The sequence below is a fragment of the Streptomyces sp. NPDC085946 genome (assembly GCF_044540485.1).
In the GTDB taxonomy this organism is placed as follows: Bacteria; Actinomycetota; Actinomycetes; order Streptomycetales; family Streptomycetaceae; genus Streptomyces.
Genome location: NZ_JBITSF010000027.1, coordinates 17,468 through 34,896, shown reverse-complemented (window position 1 = coordinate 34,896; position 17,429 = coordinate 17,468). Strand labels below are relative to the sequence as shown.

14 protein-coding genes and 1 pseudogene are annotated in these 17,429 nt (G+C 70.2%); 7 read left to right on the top strand and 8 right to left on the bottom strand.

The window, feature by feature from the left end:
• Positions 1-190: 190 nt before the first annotated feature.
• The 6 genes from ACIF8T_RS34460 to ACIF8T_RS34435 all read left to right on the top strand — a co-directional run bounded on the left by ACIF8T_RS34460 (position 191) and on the right by ACIF8T_RS34435 (position 9,004).
• The gene (locus ACIF8T_RS34460) at positions 191-1,333 is read left to right on the top strand and encodes a LacI family DNA-binding transcriptional regulator (RefSeq protein WP_400040646.1); all 1,143 of its coding nucleotides are present in this window, start codon (positions 191-193) and stop codon (positions 1,331-1,333) included.
• 346 nt (positions 1,334-1,679) lie between these two features.
• Positions 1,680-3,056, top strand: a complete 1,377-nt coding sequence (locus tag ACIF8T_RS34455; protein WP_400040645.1) for an ABC transporter substrate-binding protein — start codon at positions 1,680-1,682, stop codon at positions 3,054-3,056.
• 95 nt (positions 3,057-3,151) lie between these two features.
• Positions 3,152-4,078 (top strand): carbohydrate ABC transporter permease, encoded by a 927-nt coding sequence (locus tag ACIF8T_RS34450; protein WP_400040709.1) that lies wholly within the window; start codon positions 3,152-3,154, stop codon positions 4,076-4,078.
• Positions 4,075-5,004 carry a carbohydrate ABC transporter permease gene (locus ACIF8T_RS34445; protein WP_400040643.1) on the top strand — a complete coding sequence of 310 codons (930 nt, stop codon included), beginning with the start codon at positions 4,075-4,077 and terminating at the stop codon, positions 5,002-5,004. The genes ACIF8T_RS34450 and ACIF8T_RS34445 overlap by 4 nt, the downstream gene beginning before the upstream one ends.
• Before the next feature lie 30 nt (positions 5,005-5,034).
• A complete protein-coding gene (locus ACIF8T_RS34440) occupies positions 5,035-7,176 on the top strand; it encodes a beta-galactosidase (protein ID WP_400040641.1) in 2,142 nt (713 codons plus the stop codon).
• 22 nt (positions 7,177-7,198) lie between these two features.
• Positions 7,199-9,004 (top strand): RICIN domain-containing protein, encoded by a 1,806-nt coding sequence (locus ACIF8T_RS34435; RefSeq protein ID WP_400040640.1) that lies wholly within the window; start codon positions 7,199-7,201, stop codon positions 9,002-9,004.
• 432 nt (positions 9,005-9,436) lie between these two features.
• On the opposite strand, the gene ACIF8T_RS34430 is transcribed toward ACIF8T_RS34435, so the two are convergent.
• Positions 9,437-9,601 carry a hypothetical protein gene (locus tag ACIF8T_RS34430; RefSeq protein ID WP_400040638.1) on the bottom strand — a complete coding sequence of 55 codons (165 nt, stop codon included), beginning with the start codon at positions 9,599-9,601 and terminating at the stop codon, positions 9,437-9,439.
• 66 nt (positions 9,602-9,667) lie between these two features.
• Here ACIF8T_RS34430 and ACIF8T_RS34425 point away from each other — a divergent pair, with 66 nt between their 5' ends.
• Positions 9,668-10,042 (top strand): ArsR/SmtB family transcription factor, encoded by a 375-nt coding sequence (locus ACIF8T_RS34425; RefSeq protein ID WP_400040636.1) that lies wholly within the window; start codon positions 9,668-9,670, stop codon positions 10,040-10,042.
• A gap of 35 nt (positions 10,043-10,077) precedes the next feature.
• Here the strand turns inward: ACIF8T_RS34425 and ACIF8T_RS34420 are convergent, their stop codons facing one another.
• The 7 genes and pseudogenes from ACIF8T_RS34420 to ACIF8T_RS34390 all read right to left on the bottom strand — a co-directional run bounded on the left by ACIF8T_RS34420 (position 10,078) and on the right by ACIF8T_RS34390 (position 17,364).
• Entirely contained in the window at positions 10,078-10,617 is a 540-nt protein-coding gene (locus ACIF8T_RS34420) for a DinB family protein (protein WP_400040634.1), read from the bottom strand.
• 139 nt (positions 10,618-10,756) lie between these two features.
• Positions 10,757-10,915, bottom strand: a pseudogene (locus ACIF8T_RS34415) (pyridine nucleotide-disulfide oxidoreductase); the annotation flags it as partial.
• 22 nt (positions 10,916-10,937) lie between these two features.
• Positions 10,938-11,669 (bottom strand): NUDIX domain-containing protein, encoded by a 732-nt coding sequence (locus ACIF8T_RS34410; protein WP_400040708.1) that lies wholly within the window; start codon positions 11,667-11,669, stop codon positions 10,938-10,940.
• Between the two features lie 334 nt (positions 11,670-12,003).
• Positions 12,004-12,870, bottom strand: a complete 867-nt coding sequence (locus tag ACIF8T_RS34405) for a hypothetical protein (protein WP_400040633.1) — start codon at positions 12,868-12,870, stop codon at positions 12,004-12,006.
• Positions 12,867-15,239 carry a methyltransferase, FxLD system gene (gene fxlM / locus ACIF8T_RS34400; protein WP_400040631.1) on the bottom strand — a complete coding sequence of 791 codons (2,373 nt, stop codon included), beginning with the start codon at positions 15,237-15,239 and terminating at the stop codon, positions 12,867-12,869. Before fxlM ends, ACIF8T_RS34405 begins: the two co-directional genes overlap by 4 nt.
• A gap of 32 nt (positions 15,240-15,271) precedes the next feature.
• On the bottom strand, positions 15,272-16,657 hold the full coding sequence (locus tag ACIF8T_RS34395; RefSeq protein WP_400040629.1) for a phosphotransferase: 1,386 nt from the start codon (positions 16,655-16,657) through the stop codon (positions 15,272-15,274).
• A complete protein-coding gene (locus ACIF8T_RS34390) occupies positions 16,654-17,364 on the bottom strand; it encodes a class I SAM-dependent methyltransferase (RefSeq protein ID WP_400040627.1) in 711 nt (236 codons plus the stop codon). The genes ACIF8T_RS34395 and ACIF8T_RS34390 overlap by 4 nt, the downstream gene beginning before the upstream one ends.
• Positions 17,365-17,429 lie beyond the last annotated feature (65 nt).

Below are 17,429 nucleotides of genomic sequence, written 5' to 3'. Positions count from 1 at the left end.
TGGGACGCACGTGGTGCCGCGCGGGTGCTTGCCCGGTTGATCGTAGCGGGAGGGCACAGGTGCCGGTCCGGGTCCAGGTTGCGTTACGAAAATGTTCCGGGGGCTTGACGGTTACCGTCTGACTGCGTAGACATGGCTGCGCAGTCAGACCTACAGGCCCTCTGCCGGGGGCTCGGCCATCGGAGGCATCATGACGCAACCGCAAGGATGGGCCGGCGGTACCGGCGCGCCCCGGAGCGTGGATGTGGCCCGGTTGGCCGGGGTATCGCAGAAAACGGTGTCGCGGGTCTTCAACAACGAGCCGTACGTCTCCGCCGACGCGCGCCGACGCGTTCTCGCGGCAGCCGAGAAGATCGGCTACCGGTTGAACCACGCGGCCCGGGCACTGGCCTCGGGACGGACCCGGTCGATCGGTGTGGTGACGCTAGGTACGGCTCTGTACGGGCCCGCGTCACTGCTCATGGGCATCGAGCGAGCCGCCCGGGGCACGGGTTACGCGCTCCGCGTGGTCAACACCCTGGAAGGCGATCCAGGCGGCATTGCCGGAGCCGTCACCTCGCTCCTCGAGCAGGGCGTGGACGGCATCGTCATCTCCGAGCCGATCGACGAGGAAGGGGGTGGCGGAGCGGTCCCGGTCGGTGTCGACGTGCCGGTCCTCGTCCTCGGCGCACCCGCGCCCGTCGAGGCCGCGCGCACCCTGGCCGCAGGGGTGGGCGCCGATCTGCTGGCCCGCGCGGCCACCGATCACCTCCTTGATCTCGGACACGCGACCGTCCATCACCTCGCCGGGCCACAGCGGTGGTACGCCGCCAGGGACCGGCTGGAAGGATGGCGGGCGGCGCTGGCCGCCCGGGGCCGAAGCGAGCCGCCGGTCGTCGAGGGCGACTGGTCGGCCGCGTCCGGATACACGGTTGGCCGCGAACTGGCCGCCGACCCGGATGTGACCGCGGTGTTCGCGGCCAACGACGACATGGCCATCGGGCTGATCCACGCGCTCACGGAAGCCGGCCGCCGGGTGCCGGAGGACGTCAGTGTCATCGGCTTCGACGACGTCCCTGTCGCCGCCTACATCACCCCTCCCCTGACCACGATGCGCCAGCCCTTCGACGCCGTGGCCCAGGAAGGACTCAGACGTCTCGTACACGCCATCGAGAAGCCCGACGTGGACCTGCCTCCGGCGCAAGATCCGCCGGTCGACCTCGTCCTGCGCGCCTCGACCGCATCCGCGCCCTTCTTGACCACCTCGGGCCGCGGGCGTGGCGGAGCCGGCCCTTCCAGTGAAGCCCGGCACACCAAGCCGTCGGCGAGCGGAAACCTGTCCGAACACCCCTGATCAGTGGCCGAGCAAGCCGCCGGGTGACCGCCTGCGCGATCTCCCGGCAAGCCGCCGCACCACACCCAGCCCCCTCATTGCTGCTTCCCGTCTCCGCGACCCACTGATGTGCGAGCTTCCGTGACGCGGGACCGCACCAACTCCGTCTCACCTCGCTGTTCCCGCACTCCTGCCGACTCCGTCCAGCGTCTTCCGCGGACGGACTCCCCCCAGTGCCGCACGTGCGAGCAGCCATCGAAGCCGTGTCCCCCCATACCGGCATCGATCTCCTGATCATCGTCTTTCCTCACCCGTACCGCATGCCCTCACAGGCATGCCTCACCGCGCCTATCGGCGGGAGTTCACCATGTCCAGATCACTTACCTCCTCCCCCATGAGCCGACGGCTGTTCCTCACCGCCACGGGGGCCGTGTCCCTCGGCGCTGCCCTGAGCGCCTGCGGCGGCGGTGACGGCGGCAGCTCCGGCGACTCCTCCAAGCCGGTGCCCCAGGCCGACATCGACAAGGCCATGAAAACCCCCACCGAACTGACGTTCTGGACCTGGGTCCCGAACATCGACAAGGAGATCGCCCTCTTCGAGAAGAAGTACCCGGCCATCAAGGTCAAGGTCGTCAACGCCGGCCAGGGCGTGACGCATTACACCAAGCTGCGCACGGCCATCAAGGCCGGCAGCGGTGCTCCGGACATCGCCCAGATGGAGTACCAGGCCATCCCGACCTTCACGATCACCGACAGCCTGCTGGACCTGGCACCTTACGGCGCCTCGCGGTTGAAGGACACATTCGTCGACTGGACGTGGCAGCAGGTCGGCGGAGACACGGGCGAGATCTGGGCGATCCCGCAGGACACCGGCCCGATGGGCATGCTGTACCGGGCGGACATCTTCGACAAGCACGGCATCAAGCCGCCGGCGACCTGGGAGGAGTTCGCCTCCGCCGCGCGTAAGCTCCACAAGGCCGACCCGAGCGTCTACCTGACCAACCTCGCGGCGAACGAGGCCGCCGCCTGGCACGGCCTGCTGTGGCAGGCGGGGGCCAAGCCCTATGACCTCACCGGCAAGAGCCACATTGCCATCGACGTCAACGACGTCGTCTCCAAGGAACTCGCCGCGTTCTGGGGCGGCCTCGCCAAGGAAGGCGTCATCAGCACCGACCCGGACTTCACCGACGCCTGGTACTCCGGGCTCAACAAGGGGAAGTACGCCACTTGGATCACCGCCGCCTGGGGTCCCGCCTTTCTCTCCGGTTCGGCCAAGGCCACCGCGGGCAAGTGGCGGGCGGCCCCGCTTCCACAGTGGGACGCCGCCAACCCCACCTCCGGCAACTGGGGCGGCTCCACCAGCACGGTCATCAGGTCGACCAAGAACCCCATCGCGGCCGCGCAGTTCGCACAGTTCCTCAACAGTGACCCGGCCAGCGCCAAGATGTTCGCGACCGAGCAGTCGTTCTTCCCCGCGACCAAGAAGCTGCTCGCGGACCCCTCCTTCACCGGCGCCACCCCGTCCTTCTACGGCGGTCAAAAGGTCAACGAGCTGTTCGCCGACATCAGCGACACGGTCAGCACCTCCTTCGAGTGGCCGCCGTTCCTCGACCAGGCCGCGACCGACTGGACCGAGACCGTCGGCAAGTCCCTCGCCGACAGGACCGACAGCGGCGCCGCCCTCGACGCATGGCAGAAGCGGCTCACGACCTACGCCAAGAGCCAGGGCTTCACCGTGGCCTAGCACCGGCGGCCGGTCCCGGGCCACGGCGCTGACCGTCGGCCCGGGACCCGCGACCTGACATTCTCGACCTCAAGAAAGGCCCGCTGATGACTGCCATGACCGCGGCCTCCGCCAAGGGCACGCGCCGAGCAGGACCAAAGCGCCGGCTCGGCCGCCTGCGCCACGGTGCGGCAGGCCCGCTGTTCATCGCACCGTTCATGGTGCTGTTCCTCCTGCTGTTCCTGACCCCGCTCGGCTACGCCGCCTACCTCAGTCTGTTCGAGAACCGGCTCATCGGCGGGACGACCTTCGTCGGCCTGGACAACTACCTGACCGCCGTCAAGGACCCGCTCCTGCGGGAGGGCGTTCTGCGTGTCGCGGCGTTCTTCGCGATCCAGGTCCCCGTGATGCTGCTGCTGGCCCTGCTCTTCGCCCTTGCTCTCGACAGCGGCCTGCTCCGGCTCGCGAAGGTGGTCCGGCTCGGCATCTTCGTTCCGTATGCCGTCCCGAGCGTCGTCGCCACTCTCATGTGGGGCTATCTCTACGGCCCCGACTTCGGGCCCTTCGCCCAACTGGGCAGGGAACTCGACCTGCCGGTGCCGGACTTCCTCAGCAGCAGCTGGATGCTAGGCAGCTTGGCGAACGTCGTGACCTGGGAATTCGTCGGCTACAACATGATCATCCTGTACGCCGCCCTCCGCACGATCCCCACGGAGCTGTACGAGGCGGCGGCGATGGACGGCGCCGGTGCCTGGCGCATCGCCTGGTCCGTCAAGCTGCCCGCGCTGCGGCCGGCGCTCATGCTCACCCTGCTGTTCTCGGTGATCGGCAGCTTCCAGTTGTTCAACGAGCCGAAACTGCTGCGCACCGTCGCGCCGAGCGTCATCGACAGCTCGTACACCGCCAATCTCTACGCCTACACGCTTGCCTTCACCGGCCAGCAGGTCAACTACGCGGCGGCGGTCTCCTTCCTCCTCGGACTGGTCATCGTGATCTTCTCCTACGCCGTGCTGATCATCGCGAACCGCAGGAGGAGTTCATGACGACGACCGAGCCCGTGATGACCGCCGTACCGGCGAAACCGGTTCCTCCCGCACGAGGGCGGCGGCGATCGGCCCGCCGTCGCCGCAGCACCCCGCTGACGATCGTCATGCTGACCGTGCTGGCCTACTTCCTGCTGCCCCTGTTCTGGCTGCTCGTGGCCTCGACCAAGAACACCCAGGACCTGTTCAACAGCTTCGGGCTGTGGTTCTCGGACGCCCCGCGCCTGCCGGCGAACATCAAACAGACCCTGACCCATGACGACGGTGTCTTCCTGCACTGGCTCCTCAACACGGTCCTCTACTCCGTCGGCAGCGCGCTCGGCGCCGCGCTCCTGGCCAGCGCCGCCGGCTACGGGTTCGCCAAGTTCCGCTTCCGCGGCAACGGCGCGGCCTTCAACCTCGTACTCGGCGCCATCATGATCCCGACCACGGCTCTGGCGATCCCGACCTATCTGCTCTTCGCGGAGGTGGGGCTGGTCAACACCCCCTGGGCGATCGTCCTGCCCTCTCTCGTCAGCCCGTTCGGCCTGTACCTCATGCGGATCTACGCAGCCGACGCCGTCCCGGACAGCATCCTGGAAGCCGCCCGGATCGACGGAGCCGGAGAGCTGCGGATCTTCGTGCGGATCGCCCTGCGGATGCTGGCCCCCGGCCTGGTGACCGTCATCCTCTTCACGCTGGTCGCGACCTGGAACAACTACTTCCTGCCGCTGATCATGCTCAACGACCCGCAGCTCTTCCCGGTCACCGTCGGCCTCGCCTCCTGGGCCGACCAGGCCCAGAACGGCGGGGCGGGGGCCAGCAGCGACATGCTCCCCCTCGTGGTGACCGGCTCGCTGATCTCCGTCATCCCCCTCGTCGTGGCCTTCCTGATGCTCCAGCGGTACTGGCAGAGCGGCCTGTCCGCCGGCGGCGTCAAGCAGTAGCCCCCTTCACTCCCCCTCGGAGGTTCCTCCATGGCGGTTCTGCCCGCCCGTGTCCTGTTCGGCGCCGCGTACTACCACGAGTACACGCCCGCCTACGGCGGCACCCAGCCCGACAAACAGCTCAAGGCGGACCTCGACCTCATGGCCGACGCGCACTTCACCGTCATCCGGGTGGGTGAGTCGGTCTGGTCGACCTGGGAGCCGGAGAACGGACGGTTCGACCTCGACTGGCTCCAGCCGGTGCTCGACGGCGCCCACGAACGCGGGATCTCCGTCATCATCGGCACCCCGACGTACGCCGTCCCGCCGTGGCTGGCCCGCCAGTACCCGGAGATCACCGGCGAGACCGCCACCGGACGGCGCCTGGGCTGGGGTGCCCGCCAGGAGGTGGACATCACCCACCCGGCGTTCCGGTTCCACGCCGAGCGCGTGATCCGCAAGATCACCGCCCGGTACGCCGACCACCCGGCCGTCATCGGCTGGCAGGTCGACAACGAGCCCGGCCTGCACCTGCTGCACAACCACGGTGTCTTCCAGCGCTTCGTGGACCACCTGCGGGAGAAGTACGGGGACGTCGAGACCCTGAACCGCGAGTGGGGCCTGGTCTATTGGTCGCACCGCCTGTCGACGTGGGCGGACCTGTGGACGCCGGACGGCAACGAACAGCCCCAGTACGACGTCGCCTGGCGGGAGTTCCAGGCCCGGCAGGTCACCGAGTTCATCGGCTGGCAGGCGGACATCGTCCGTGAGTACGCCCGCCCCGGCCAGTTCGTCACCACGTGCATCTCCTACACCCGCCAAGGGGTGGACGACGACGCGATGACGGACCGCCTCGACGTCGCCTCCGGCAATCCGTACTACGACATGCAGGACGGTCTGCTGCTGCCCGACCCCACTCCCGACACCCACGAACAGAAGTGGAAGACCACCGGGGTGTGGGCGATGTACCGGACGGCGGACTGGATGTTCTCCTCACGCCAGGAGCCGTTCCTGGTGACCGAGACCAACGCCCAGAGCATCGGCTTCGCCTGGGACAACCGGCCCGGCTACGACGGCCAGTGGCGGCAGGCCGCCTGGGCGCACGTCGCACGCGGCGCACAAATGATCGAGTACTGGCAGTGGCAGACCCTGCGCTTCGGGGCGGAGACCTACTGGGGCGGTGTCCTCCCGCACAGCGGCCGGCCCGGCCGGGCGTACGCCGAGATCGCCCGCCTCGGCGCGGAGTTCGACACCGCGAGCGCGCTCGTCGCGGGGCTGGAGCCGGACGCCGACATCACGATGGTCTACTCGACACCCAGCAAGTGGCTGATGCAGAAGTACCCGCCGCTCGCGAACGGTGACGGCGAACCGGACGCCGACGCCTACCACCGGTTCTTCGACCCCTTCTACCGAGGCGCCTTCGACGCCGGCCGCCAGGTACGCATCGTCCACGCCCGCCAGCTGCACGATCCGCACGGCAGCGGGGATGCTCGGGGGCTCACACCCGAGGAGGCCGCACAGCGTCACCCGGTCCTCGTGGCACCGGCCCTGTACGTGGTCGACGACGGGACGCTCGACTGGCTGGAGGCGTACGCCCGGGCGGGCGGCCACCTGGTCCTCGGTCCGCGCACCGCCTACGCCGACCACGAGGCCCGGGCCCGCCACGAACCGGCGCCCGGACGTCTCGTCACCGCAGCGGGTGTCCGCTACGACGAATTCAGCAACCTGACCGGCGACGTCCCGGTCCGCGCGGTGCCCGGAGGCCTGCTCGACGTGCCCGCGGACGCCGTGGCGGCACAGTGGATCGAGGGCCTCACCGTCGTCGACGCGGACGTCCTCGCCCACTACGAGCACCCGCACTTCGGCCGGTGGCCCGCGATCACCACCCGCCGTCACGGCGAGGGCCGCGTGACCTGCGTCGGCACGGTGCCGGGCCGCGGCCTCGCCCGGGCGCTAGCCGAGTGGCTCGCCCCGGCCGCCCGCAGCGGCTGGCACGGCCTGCCCGCCTCCGTGACCGCGGCCACCGGTACCGCGACCGACGGACGCCGCGTCCACATCGTGCACAACTGGAGCTGGGAGCCCACGCGGGTGCCTGCCCCGGCGGACTTCCGCGACGCCCTGACAGGCGCCCGCGTCGACGCCGGCTCGGCTCTGGAACTCGGTCCCTGGGACGTACGCGTCCTGGTCTCCTGATCCGTCCCTTCAAGGAGGATTCATGCAGAGAAAGCTGTTCGGCCGGACCGTCGGTGTCTTCACCGCGGCATCCGTGATGCTCGCCCTGCCCATGGTCAGCGCGCAGGCGTACAACCCCACGGGCGGGATCCTGTACCAGCTCGGCAGCGAACCGTGCCTGAAGGGGCGCGGCAACTGCGCGGTCTACCCGAAGTCGGCACAACTGCCGAGCGGACGTCTGGTCGCGTCGTTCGAGAAGTCCACGGTCGTGGCGGAGACAGGAAGCGCGGACAAGCAGACCCTCCCGGTCTACAAAAGCGACGACCACGGCACGTCCTGGCAGCCCCTGTCCGAGGTCAAGGCTCCGGCGTACCTCTCCGACGACCCCGCGTACGCGAAGTACACCAGCAACTGGACCAACCCGTACCTCTACACGCTTCCGCAGGACGTCGGGGACCTGAAGCAGGGCACCCTGCTCCTCGCGAGCGTGGTGTCGGGCGACGATGCCTACTACAAGGAGCGCAAGGCGGCCGACCCCAACTGGACGCCGTCCAACGACGGAGACCGCAGCGACATGGCGATCGCGCTGTACTCCAGCGCCGACGAAGGCAAGACCTGGAGAGTCGTCAACGTCATCGCCACGGGCGGCTGGCAGGGCGGCAGCGCGGGAGCCGTCGGCAAGAACGTCGCCCGCGCGAACACGCACCAGCAGGTGGACCCCCTGTGGGAGCCGTACCTGATGGTCTACCAGGGCAAGCTCGTCTGCTACTACTCGGACGAGAACGATTACCTCGGCTTCGACCCGGCGACCGGCATCCCGGTGCTGGACCCCGCGAACGACACCGCCCCGGACTCGCACGGCCAGATCCTCGTCCACAAGACCTGGGACGGCCGCAGCGCGCAGTGGAGCGATCCTGTCGTCGACGTCGCCGGACAGACCCAGGACATGGGCGGCGGCAAGAAGGTGATCGGAGGCGGCCGGCCGGGCATGGCGAACGTCGTCCCCACGACGGACGGCAAGTGGATGATGCCCTTCGAGTACTGGGGCGGCGGAGCCACCACCAGATATCTGATCGCCGACAACCCGCTGGAGTTCCACCGCGACTCCTCCACGGGCACGGACGTCACCTCACTGCCGCTCGACGCCGGCTCCCGCCCCCTCGCGATCTGGGGCAGCCCGGTCCTCATCAGTCTTCCCGATGGGCGCCTGGTCTACAACGCCATGAGCAGCGGCAGCGTCTGGGTGAACGAGAGCGGGCGCAGCGACGGCGTGTGGAAGGAGTACCAGACGACCTCACCGGCCGGATACAGCCGCAACCTGCAGTATGTCGAGGGCACCGGCCGCATCGTGGTGCTCAACAACGAGGGCACGTCGACGCTCCGCTACGCCGAGGTCGACCTCGGCCACTCGGACGGCGTCTACCACCAAGTGGTGAACCGGAAGACCGGCCAGGTGATCGGCACCGGAGACAACACCAACGACGCCAACATCGGCAACGGTGACGTACCCGACGTCCGCCTGGAGCGCGCCGGTTCGGCCGCGAATCCGGACACCCAGTACTGGCACGTCGTGGCCGAGCCGAACGGCGGACGGACGCTGCTGAACAAGTCGGGCGGTCGCGCGGCGGCCATCTGGACGGGCAGCGCGACGGCCGGGCAGCGGATCGGCCAGTGGGTCGACAACAGCGCCACCGGCAGCTGGAACCTCGTCGAAACCGGCGACGGGTACTACCGGCTGCAGTCCGTCAAAAACCCCGCCCTGTACCTGACCGGCGCATCCGACGGGGCACCGCTCACCCTGCAGTACGCGACCGCCGACGGCTCCCAGGACTGGAAGCTCGTGCCGTAGGCGGCGCAACACGGGGCCAGGCACCGGGATCCCGGGAGCGGCCCGCGGGCGCCCTGGTCGTGGCGGACGTACGCTCCGTCCGGCACGACCAGGGTAGCCGTCGACTGCACGGCGGGAAGGCACCCGCACCCCGATGACCTGGACGACCCCGTCCCACGAGCGAGCTGTCGAGCCACACGTCAAGCCTTCCGAGCAGGCCCCCTACCGCGGTGCAGGTCAGCAAGTCGGAAACCTTCCGGCTTGCTGACCGTTTGCTGGCCCGGAGGCAGCGATCAGCACTCTGACCTGCGGAAATACCCAACCACAGGACCGCGTGTCGGAGGTCTCTCCTCGCACCTGAAACGCCACGAACGGCGACTTGCCGGCGGCACCAGTGGGTGCCGCCGGCAAGTCGCCGAGCAGACCGGCAGATGGTGCGGGAAGTGATCCGGGTCATGACAGGGGGGAGAGTTCGAAGCGGTCGAACACCATCCAGTGGTTGCCGGACGAGGCGTTCTTCCCGACGACCTTGAACTGCAGGGTGTGCTGACCGGCGGAGAGTCGTCGTCGAACTCCCTTCGCGGGGCGGGCCGGGACGCGGCCCGCATCGCCCGCCATCTGGCCGCCCGCCTGGGGCGCCGCTGACCCTCGCCCTCTTGGTTCGACGTATGTCAACATAGACGCGTGTCGAATGCGAAGGTGCTGCCGCTGCTCGAACCTGACGGCCAGGGTGCGGCGCCGTGCTGCCCGCCGCTGACCGAGCGCCCGTTCACCGCTCAGGAGGCGGAGACGGCCGCGCGGATGTTCAAGGCCCTGGGCGACCCGGTGCGCCTGCGGCTGTTCTCCGCCGTCGCCTCCCACGAGGGCGGCGAGGCGTGCGTGTGCGACATCTCCGACGTCGGCGTCTCCCAGCCGACCGTCTCCCACCACCTGAAGAAGCTCAAGGAGGCCGGCCTGCTCACCTCCGAGCGGCGCGGCACCTGGGTGTACTACCGCGTCGAGCCCTCCGTGCTGGCCGCGATGGGCAAGCTGCTGACCATCGCGCCGGCCACGGCCTGACCGCGACCAGACAGACCTGCTTAGCAGCGACTGCGTCAGTCGTGTGCAGGTCGAAGGGTGAGCTGGGCGCGGTGGAAGTCGTAGTGCTGGGTGGGGTAGCGGTACAGCTCCGCGCGGGTCATCCAGTCGTGGAAGAAGGGGTCCCACCGGGGCGGGTAGTGCATGCCGCGTCGCAGGGAGGCGGCGCTCTCGCCGTCCAGGCGCCGGTGCAGGGCAGCGAGCGTGCGGTCCATCTTCGCTCCCATCCGGCGGTGGTTGTAGTAGCGGCAGCCGGCTACGGCGCTGAGGTAGTTGATGACGTGGAACGGTCTGGCCGCAGCGTCCAGGCAAGCGGCGAATGCCCTGCTGACGGCGCGCGGCAGCCTGGCGAAGACGCCCAGCAGGGGCAGGAGCGCGCGCACGAGCATGTAGCCGAAGAGCATGTGGAACAGCAGCTGCTCGTTGGTCCACCGCGTCCCGTCCGTCGGACGGCGCAGCTCGGCGCCCGCTTGGCCAAGGAGCTGGTGAAAGTCGGACCGGACGCGCTCCAGCTCGTCATGAACAGCCTGCCGGTCCAGTGGGCCTGGTTCGTCCACGGCGCTCACCCCGCCCGTTCGTCTTTTCGGTTCGGCCACGGCCGCATGCTCGGGTGCACGATGATCCTCGCTCGGCAGCCCTGAATGCGGTCTGCTCCCCAGTCTCCGCATGGGCCTTGCCCTCAGGAAGTGGAGATCTTTACGCGAGTAGGTCGGCGATCTCGCGGGCCGCTTCGCGGGCGGGGCGGCCGACGCCGATGAGGGTGGCGGAGGCGGGGCCGGTCCAGTCACCGTAGCCGAGCAGGTGCAGTCGTGGCTCGTCCACGGCCCGTGTGCCGGCGGTGGCGATGTGCCCGCGGCGGCTGTCGGGGGCAGGTTGGTCATGGGCATCGGGTTGCCGGAGGATGAGGACGGCTGCCGCGAGGGCCATCTGCTCCGCTCGATGCCGGGACTCGGCCTCGGCAGTCCGGGAGTCCTTGAGAGCTTCCTTCAGGCGGACAACTTCCTTGCGGAGTCGCTTTTCGCCTTCCGGGGTCTGGTGCGTTTCCGTACGCACCCGCGCGTAGAACTCCTCCTTGAGGTCGGCGTGGCGCTTTTGCAGAGCCATGCGGTGAACACCGGCCTCCGCGGCGAGCGCCACCACTGTGAGGCTGCCGTTGGAGCAGGTGGGCGGACAGGGCCCGGCGGGCGTCGCCGGAAGACATCAGGTCCGGCAGCCGGGCGGGGTCGACGAATTCGACGGACTTGATCTCGCGGTCGGGTAGCCGGATGGCGGCGATCTGCTCGTTGGCCCACGTGCCGCCGTCGTAGACGTGCAGGATCTCGCCGGGGAAACGTATGTCAGCGGGCACGTTGAGGCTGTCGGCGCTGACCCAGTCCACGGCGAGCCCGCAGTCGACTGTCGTAGTGACGCCGAGTTCCTCGCGCAGTTCCCGCGCGGCGCCCTGGGCCGGGGATTCGTCCGCATCGACGGCGCCGCCCGGCAGGAGGCAGGTCGTGCGGTAGTCGACGCGCTGGATCAGGACCCGGCCGCGCTCGTCGGTGATCAGCACGGACGTTCCGGCCCACAGGGCGGCCGAAGCGCGTAAGGCCCCATACTCCTTGCCGGTCATCCTCGTGCTGGGCGGCGCGTCCGGGGAGGGCGTGGTGGTCATCAGGACTCCTTCGTGGATACCCCGGTCTTCAGGCCGGGGAGGAAACGAAACTCCCGCGGAGCGGGGCAGGGAAAGCTGGTTCGCCCTCTGGCGGAACGGAGTTGTCAGTGGTGGCCGGTACGACCTCGGGCTTGCAGCTGTTGCCGACGACCACCACCCGCACGTCGACGCCGCTCTGGGCAAGGAGTGTCGCCTGCGCGGCTGCTTCCTCGGCAGGGCGATCGTTCATGGTCAGAACGACGACGTCGACGCGTGGGCGGGGCATGGGGTTCCTCCAGGCCGTCGGGGTTGTTCAGGGCGTGGGGACGGGGATGTTGGTGAGGTGCTCGGCCTGGCGGGCGACGAGCGGGGCGAGGTGAGGGTGGACGCCCCGGGAGCACGCCTGGAGGAGCTGCCCGAGGGCGATGAGCTCCCCGGTCCGGCCGGCATCCGTGTCCAGGACGTGGGCGAACTCGCGGCGGATCCGGGCGGCGGTCGCCGGCGCGGCCAGCGAGTACGCGTGGAGCAGGCCCAGGTCGTAGCCGACGGGAAGCCGACCCCAGTTCTCCCAGTCCAGCAGGACCAGGGGCGCTCGTGTCAGGTTCGCCCAGTGTAGATCGGCGTGCCCGGTCGTCGTCTCCCGGATTTGGACGGGGGCGATGCCGAGGAAGCGGCGGAAGTTTCGGTCGATCCAGTTCTGCCGTACCGATTCCCGGTCGGTGGGCACCGTCGCGAGCGTTCCGAGCGCGGACTTCAGCTCCGCCCACCAGGAGTCGGGCAGAGCGATGTCCTGGTTGAGGACGGGAGTGCCGCTGGTGACCGGTGGGACGGACACGTACTCGGTGAGCTCGGCCCGGTAGGCGATGTCCGGTGCGGTCCAGTCGAGGACGCCGCGAAGCCGCGGCCGCGGTACCGACCGGGGCACGCGCGTGTCAGCGGTCGCCGTCCCCTCCCATAGCCGTCCGCCCGCCTTGTCGGCCTCGGCGGAGACGATGCGCAGCCAGCAGTCCCCGGCCCGGCGCCCCAGGGTGCGGCCCTGCCACCCCCACACCTCCGGACCCGACGCGGACACCCGGAACTGCTGCGCGGCGGCCGCGTGCGCGCGACGCATCCGGTGGAGCTCGTCACGCTCCGTCGGAGCGGCGAACACCGCCTGTCGCACGGCCTGTTCCACCGTCACACCCCCTCCGCCACGACGTCGGCCACAGGATGTTCAACAGGACCGGGCAGCACCACGTCACGCCCCGGCCACCGGAACACCAAGCGGCAGTGCAGCTTGTCCAGAACGTCGCCGGCGGGCAGCGCATCGTCGGGTGTACCGGCCGGGAAGACCGTCAAAAGGGGATCGGCGTGCTCGTCGTTGGCGTCGGCGCGGATGTGACGGTCCCAGGCCTGGACCGTGGCCACCAGCCGCTCGGCGAGCTTGGGTCCCTGCTCGCCGAAGGCGCGCACGACCCACTCCCACTCCTTGCCCTGCGGGCTGTCGCCGTCCTTGGTCTGGACGTGGAACAAGTAGGCCAACGACGCCTCACCGATGATCGCGGGGGCGTCGCGGTCCTTCGCGATGCCGGTCACTTCTTCAGCGGGCTCTAGGTGGACGGCCAGCCGGCAGAAGCTCGACAGGGTGGTGGCGGCGTACAGCTGCAGGGAGCCGAAGTAAGAGTTCGCCCCCATGGTCACGCCGGTCGCGACCTCGTGCCGCCGCCCGCGCAGCGCCTCCTCCAAGCCCTCCGTGCGGGCGACGGGACCGTCGTCGAAGCGCAGTGCCAGCGCTCCGTCGAGCAAGGGGACGATCGGGGCCGGACGGGCCTGCTGCCCCTGGTCGCGGACGAAGCCGCAGGAGGTGAAGCGGCGAGTGTGCAACACCTCGCCGCGCCGCTCGAACGTGATCGCCCTGGTGTAGCCGCCCATCTCCAGCGGCAGGACCAAACGCCCACCTTCGGCCAGCTGCTCGCGCCAAGCCGGTGAGATGTCCCAGCAGTTGTAGGTGATCATGCTGCCGTCGAAGCCGCTGCGGGGGACGAGGTGGGCGGGCGCGCCGAGTGGGGCGTCGGCTTTGACGGCGGTGACGCGTCCGCTGCCGGCCTCCGTGAGGAACGCGCGGGTGCGGCGTACGACCCACGGGTCGATGTCGACGCTCACCACGCGCCCGTCGGGTCCGGCTACGTGGGCGATCAGCTCGGCGTTGTAACCACCGGACCCCGCCTCAAACACGATCGCACCCGGCCCAAGACACAGGCTCTCGAGCATGTCGGCCTGGAGCCAGGCCGCGGACACCGAGCTGATGGCCGTCCCGGTCTCGTCACGTCGGGTGATGACCGCCCGGTCGCCGCCGTCGTACGCGTCCGCCAGGTTCACTTCCGGAGCGAAACGATGGCGCGGCACCGTCCGCAGCGCGCTGCGGACGGGCTCGGACGGGGCCCAGCCGTCGTCGATCACCGTCTGCGCCATCGCCTGGCGCAGCCGGACGGCCTCACCCGGCTCGCCCGGCACGGGCGGCCGCTCGGCGGCGAGCGGGTAGGAGACCACAGGCGGCAAGTTCGGGATGACGCCGGGCCACACGCTGTCGATCGCGAGTGCGGCCGGGACGAAGACCTCGTCCACACAGGAGAGAGTGTGCAGGTCGAAGAACTCCCAGCGGTCGAACAGCTCCGGCTCCGCGTTGGTCAGGGTTCCCGTCCACGCGGTGATGCGGACGACGGCCGTGAGCCTCGGGATGCCGTGGCTGTCGTCCACCAGCATCGTCACCACGTACGCATCCGCCGGGTCGGCGACCAGGCCCGTCTCCTCGGCGAGCTCGCGGACGGCCGCGGCGGCGAAGCCCTCCGGGCCGCGGGTCTTGCCGCCGGGCAGTTCGAGCGTGCCGCGGCGAGAGCGGCCGAGCAGGACCCGGCCGGCGCCGTCGGTGACGACCGCGAGGGCGCCGGTCAAGGCATGGGCGGTGGTCGGCCGCTTCTCGACGGCCCTCGTGGCGGCGTGGCAGGGGCCGCGCAGGACCAGGACGGCCAGACCGTCCGCGTCCAGACGTTCCACCGTCTCCCAGCCGGCGGCGAGCACGGCGATCTCGTCCTCGTCCAAGGCGATGCCGCGCCGCTCTTCGGGCGTGCTCTCCGCCACCGGGGTGATGACGACGAGAGCGCCGCCGTCCCGCAGCCGCTCACCCAGCCCGTGAAGGACGCGCCCCCTGTCCTGCACGAACGGGTACATCAGGCGCAGCGTGATCAGGTCGTACCCCTTTTCATCCAGCGGGGCGGGGTCGTCACGCTCGATGTCCAGGTGCAGCCAGCGCACGCCCTCGACGCCGGCGTGCTCCTCGCGGGCCCGGGCGAGCGCGCTGTCGGCGAAGTCGCACGCGTCCACGGTGTAGCCGAGGGAGGCGAGGTAGGCGGCCAGCTCACCCGTGCCGCAGCCCACGTCGAGCGCCCGGCCACCGCCATCCGGGGCGGAGGTGTGCTCGGCGAGGATCTCCCGTTCCCGCTCACCGACCTGCCGAAAGTTCTTGCCGTTGCTGAAGTGCTTCTCCCACTCGTCGCGGGCTGTGTACGTCAACGTGCTGCTCCTCGTATATAGGCGTGTGGTGTTCAGGGGTGTTGTGCGGTGCGGAGCCGGGCCAGCATGCGCCGGCCGCGCTCGATGAGCTCGGGGTCGCTGTGGGCGGCGCCGTAGGAGATGCCGGAGACGGAATCCAGGACGGACAGGACCGTGAGGTGAGCTTCTTCGTCCAGGGTGAAGCGGCGACCGTAGCCGTCCATCACGGCCTGGTAGAGGTCGGGCCGGCCGTGCCAGGCGTCGGAGAGTCGTACGAAGTCCCGTACGGCCGGGCCGTCTTCCGACCGCTCGAAGTCGATCACGTAGAGAGCGTCGGCGGTCTTGTCCCAGCGCAGGTTGCGGAGCTGGAAGTCGCCGTGCGTGTGCACCTTCATCAAGGGGGTCAGGCCGGCGGCCCTCTCGGCGGTGGCGCGGATGAACTTCTCGTCGCCGGGGCCGAGGTGGGGCAGGGCGCCCGCGAGGTGGCGCTCCAGCTTCCCCAGCGGCAGGCCGTCAACGGCCGGCCGGGGCGAGGCGCTGTGGTGAATGGCCGCCGCGAGTTGCCCGATGCGATGGAAGATGAGGCGCTGCTGCTCGGGCGGGTGGATGGCGCCGTGCAGGGTTCGGCCGCCCACCGCAGTGAGCACGACGGCCCGCAGCGTGGGGTCTGCGGCCACCAGCCGGGGTGCGGCCGCCCTGAGGCCGGGGACCCAGCTGCGAAGGGCGTCCACTTCACGATGGTGGAACCGGTCGTTCTGGTGGATCTTGACGTACCACTCGCCGCCCTCGGCGCCGGCCGCCCGCCACACGCGGCTCTCCCCCCGCGCCCAGGACGCGTCTCCCCACTCGGTGATCCGGCCGACCGCCTGCTCGGTGAACGCGCGCACCGCCTGGTCCGGGACCGCGCCGCGCGCGGCGGGTTCAGGGAGCAGGACCAGCCGGTCGACGGACCGGTCGTAGGCGATCGGGTCGCCGGGCTCCTGGAAGTGCACGGCCATCCGTGCGCCGGCCCGGTAGGCATCCAAGCCGGCGCGGCAGTACGCCACCATCGGCTCCGGCAGGGCGTCGAAGGAGAACCACCCCATGGCGTCGCACACATGGGGCTCCATGACCTCCGGGGTGCCCTCCCACCGCTTCACCTCGAAGAACACCCCGATCCGGGCTCCGCCGGAAGGGGCCCGGTGGTGCACGGTGACGGCCGCCCGGACATCGGCCCGGTCGATGACGACACCGGCTTCCTCCCGGGCCTCACGCACCAGGGCGGCGACCATGTCCTCCCACGGCCCGTCCAAATGCCCGGACACGAGATGCCAGCAGCCGGCCGCGTACACGTCACCGGCCCGCCGGGACAGCAGCACCTCCGGCTGCCCGGCCGCCCCGTTGCGTACGGCGATCAGGTGGACGTCGAGCGGCTCGGTGTGCCGCTGGGTGCCGCTCACGCAGCGCCGCCGGGGCGGCGCGCGAGCAGCACGCTGAACACCGCGTCCTCCCTCAGGACGCCGCCGGCATGGTCCTGGAGCAGACGGAGAGCGGCGACCTCGAACTCGCCGTGGCGGCCGGCGAACAGGGCGGGGCGGGCGAAGCTGGTGGTGCGCAGGTAGCCGAGGACGTCCCCGGGAGCCCAGAGGCGGGAGACGAGGAAGCTGCGCTCGGTCACTGCGCTGAACGCGGAGTCGGCCAGGTCGTCCTCGTAGGAGCGGCCCGGCTCGGCGTAGGTGCCGCGGGTGCCCGCGCGCCGGTCTTCGCCGAGGTAGCTCTGGATCAGTGCCCGAAGGGCGGCCGTCCAGTCGGCCTCATGGGTCCAGAGGCTGCCGTCGCCCATGATCGCCACCACCGTGTGCGGCGCGGCGACCTGGTCGGCCATGGACAGGACTCTCGGGCGGGCCATCCAGTGGAAGGACCGACAGCAGGTGATCAGGGTGGGCGCCCGGCCGGGCGCGGCGGGGACGAAGGTGTGGGCGGCGCCGGTGAAGACGTCGGCCGTGCACGCTCCGCGGACCGGTTCGAGTGCGGCGCGGGCCGACTTCAGCATCGAGGCGTTCACGTCGACCAGGTCGATGTGCGCCAGGCGGTGCAGGACGGGCAGCAGCGCGCGGGGCACCTGTCCGGTTCCGGTCCCCAGGTCCAGCAGGACGGGGGCGGGCATACCGTGCTGGGTGGCGGCCAGGAGGTGAACCGCGGCGTCCGGTAGGCCGGGACGGTAGCGGGCGT

What these genes read in the sequence shown, in the direction of transcription:
- ACIF8T_RS34390 (WP_400040627.1), bottom strand. Translation starts at nt 17,364, where the DNA reads ATGCCCGCCCCCGTCCTGCTGGACCTGGGGACCGGAACCGGACAGGTG.
- ACIF8T_RS34435 (WP_400040640.1), top strand. Translation starts at nt 7,199, where the DNA reads ATGCAGAGAAAGCTGTTCGGCCGGACCGTCGGTGTCTTCACCGCGGCA.
- ACIF8T_RS34455 (WP_400040645.1), top strand. Translation starts at nt 1,680, where the DNA reads ATGTCCAGATCACTTACCTCCTCCCCCATGAGCCGACGGCTGTTCCTC.
- ACIF8T_RS34410 (WP_400040708.1), bottom strand. Translation starts at nt 11,669, where the DNA reads ATGACCGGCAAGGAGTATGGGGCCTTACGCGCTTCGGCCGCCCTGTGG.
- ACIF8T_RS34440 (WP_400040641.1), top strand. Translation starts at nt 5,035, where the DNA reads ATGGCGGTTCTGCCCGCCCGTGTCCTGTTCGGCGCCGCGTACTACCAC.
- ACIF8T_RS34460 (WP_400040646.1), top strand. Translation starts at nt 191, where the DNA reads ATGACGCAACCGCAAGGATGGGCCGGCGGTACCGGCGCGCCCCGGAGC.
- ACIF8T_RS34450 (WP_400040709.1), top strand. Translation starts at nt 3,152, where the DNA reads ATGACCGCGGCCTCCGCCAAGGGCACGCGCCGAGCAGGACCAAAGCGC.
- ACIF8T_RS34445 (WP_400040643.1), top strand. Translation starts at nt 4,075, where the DNA reads ATGACGACGACCGAGCCCGTGATGACCGCCGTACCGGCGAAACCGGTT.
- ACIF8T_RS34430 (WP_400040638.1), bottom strand. Translation starts at nt 9,601, where the DNA reads ATGGCGGGCGATGCGGGCCGCGTCCCGGCCCGCCCCGCGAAGGGAGTT.